Here is a 2717-nt window from a genome sequence, read left to right as displayed (position 1 = left end):
GGCGGTGTCAGGAGTTCTGGCGGACTTTCTAAGGAGCAGTAGACCGGTGTTGGGGAAGTTTACGCGTAAAACAGATCCTCTTACGACACTTGTATCTACGGCAACCTGCGAATCATATTCAAAGAGCTTGACGAGTAATGAACCGTCATATTTCTTGCTCTCGCATTCCCAGTGATATTTTTTGCTTGTTCCTTTGTAGGTGATGGTAAAATGAGAATCTGTTATTCTCTTTTCATCAGTTTTGTCCTGATGCTCGATGAAATGTTCGTTTCTCATTCTTGTGATGACAGCAGTCTTGTCATAGTTTTCATTGTAGAAATAATTGACAAAGGGAATGACTATGTCATCACACTCTGTTTCCATTGTTCTGAATGCGTCGTCATAGGCAAACTCAGAATACAATGGGGATACATTAAAAAACGTCCCCTTTGACTCACAACCGTCCCTAAGTAGATTCTCTCGCGGCTGGCGCAATGTGGGATGAGTTCGAACACCTGTATAGAACGCTGTTCACTAATAGCGACAGCTATGTGAAGGTGGTGGAAGCACTTAGCACTAAAAAAGGCGGTATGACTCGGAAAGAGATTGTAGGATCAACAAAACTCAAGAATAATGGTGATCTCACTACTATACTGCAGTTTCCCGGTGGGGGACTTAGTTATTTATCCATTCAGACGCTGTAATCTCAGCATCCTTAAGTTCTATTGTTCCGTCGTCAAGGACTTTGTTTTTGGAGGGGAGATACATGATGAGGAACTCACGGCCTTCATTGTTTTCTTCGCTGAGGCCGCGGACGGTCTTTTTTGAGGCAATGTATTTTCTGCCCTGTTCATTTCCTTCAAAGTATACTTTGTTTCCGTCTATTTTGGTTAAGGTGGCGTATTCGCCATTGTATTCTTCAATTTCTTCCTCGACTGAGGTCCCGGCGGTGGTGTTATCTGCGGGGGCGGCGGTGTTGAAGCTGCAGCCTGCGGCGAGGCTTGTTAATAAAATGAAAAACAATGCTTTTTTTCTCATGATTGGAATCTCCGTTTCTTAGCCTTTGTTAATGTCCATGATGGCTGTATGATAGGTGGTTGAGCCGGGCTTGTAAATGAATTCCTGGCCCCAGGAAGATACGATGTAGTTACCGTCTGCGGTGATACCTGTGACAACCATGGCATGAACGCCGACGCCGCTATGCACCTCAGCACCTGTTGCAGGGTCATAGAGGCTGAAGTCTTTGGCGCAGATGATTACGTCCTTGCCTTTGTTAAGAGCTTCTTCGATAGTGTTGTTGCTATAGGTTGTAGCGGAATCGTATTTGAAATTGTTGATGCCTTTGTCCCGCAGATAGTGATTGATCCGGTTGGGGAATTCATCGGTGCCAAGTCCGTATTCATCGTTGGCCCAGTGTACTACGCCATCGTTGGCTTTGGCATCCTTGATCAGCTTGTCACGCTCTGCATTTATTTTCTTCATGGCTGCGGAGGTGAGTTTGCCGTTTTTGTCTAAGGGGGAAAAGCCATACTTTGCCTCAAACTCAGAAGGATTGTGCCTATAGTAATTGTTCATGCTGTCGCTCAAGGCTTCTTTGCCCATCGTATCCCCATTACCCACATAGAACTGGCCCTGAGTGGATAAGAAGATATCAGCTATTAGTTTATCATAGTTCAACTCGCCATTTTCGTACATATCAAAGCCGAATTTTTTCTTAAACTCGTCTTCGCGTCCATAAAATTCAGCAAAGATTATATTGGCCGCAGCGGTCCAGTTGCAGCCTACAGTTGAAAATTTAACCAGAAGCTCTTTTAACTGATCATTGGGAACGTTGGCATATTCGGGATGCTGCTGGCGGATCCAGTCACAGAAAGCATCATCTACATTTTTGAAATGCCTTTGATCGCCGCCATACATTCCGGTGCAGTCGAAGACATCTGTGGTGCCGTTCTTGGACCCTCCGGGGGTCTCTGTAAAGGTGTCTGTAGTAGATTGATTGGACAGGACGCTGTTCTCTGCGGCCTCATAGAGACCCGCAATGGTGATGATGCCCTGCCCCAGAGCGCTCACCTTATCAGCTCTGGTATAGGTGTCGGTGATTATTGATTCGAGAGACGCTCTGACCATTGAAAGTTCGCCGTCGAGATCGTCTTTGATGGAGGTTATCTGTGCTGCATAACTGCGAATTTTCTCAGAAGATGATGTGAGAGAATTGCCTGACTGTTTAAGACTTTCCGGTTTAACAAAAAACTGACTCATTTTCCAAACCTGCTTTCCTCGGATTTTTATAGATCATAGCATAGTATTTGGTTTAACAGGTGATTTTCTGACGAATTGACATTGAAATCGGACGAATTGCAGAAGAGTGGGAGTTCAAAAAAATCGCTGCAAAGATTCTCAATCCCTGCAGCGACTAACATCATATTATTTTCTCATTGCCTTAAGTGCTTCGAGCTCTTTACGAAGCGCATCATTCTCTGATTGGAGTTTGTTGCGTTCTGCCTCGCCTTCCATCATGAGAGTGGGGACAGTCCCCAAGTTGATTCTGTGAACACTACTCATCGTCTATTGACGCGCGAAATAAGAATCATTGCCAAAACAAACATACATTCGATATAATAATCGCATGGGTGCTACCACTACGATTACGGTAGGCGGTTGGCTCTTTGCCGGATTTGATCTGAGAACTCTCTGCTATTTAAGGAGGGATAAGCTTATGAGAAATCTTAAAGGGAGCT

The 2717-nt window shown here is 44.7% G+C and carries 2 protein-coding genes and 1 pseudogene; all 3 read right to left on the bottom strand.

Features of this window, described 5'->3' with window-relative positions; all coding sequences use genetic code 11:
- A pseudogene (locus NXH67_RS00070) lies at positions 1 to 402 on the bottom strand (hypothetical protein); the annotation flags it as partial.
- A gap of 252 nt (positions 403 to 654) precedes the next feature.
- Positions 655 to 1017 carry a hypothetical protein gene (locus tag NXH67_RS00065; RefSeq protein ID WP_272795916.1) on the bottom strand — a complete coding sequence of 121 codons (363 nt, stop codon included), beginning with the start codon at positions 1015 to 1017 and terminating at the stop codon, positions 655 to 657.
- An 18-nt stretch (positions 1018 to 1035) separates the two neighbouring features.
- A complete protein-coding gene (locus tag NXH67_RS00060; protein WP_272795915.1) occupies positions 1036 to 2238 on the bottom strand; it encodes a hypothetical protein in 1203 nt (400 codons plus the stop codon).
- Positions 2239 to 2717: the final 479 nt, after the last annotated feature.

Origin of the sequence: Butyrivibrio sp. DSM 10294, assembly GCF_028539135.1 — a bacterium.
In the GTDB taxonomy this organism is placed as follows: domain Bacteria; phylum Bacillota; class Clostridia; order Lachnospirales; family Lachnospiraceae; genus Butyrivibrio.
This window is presented reverse-complemented; position numbering and strand designations above follow the sequence as displayed.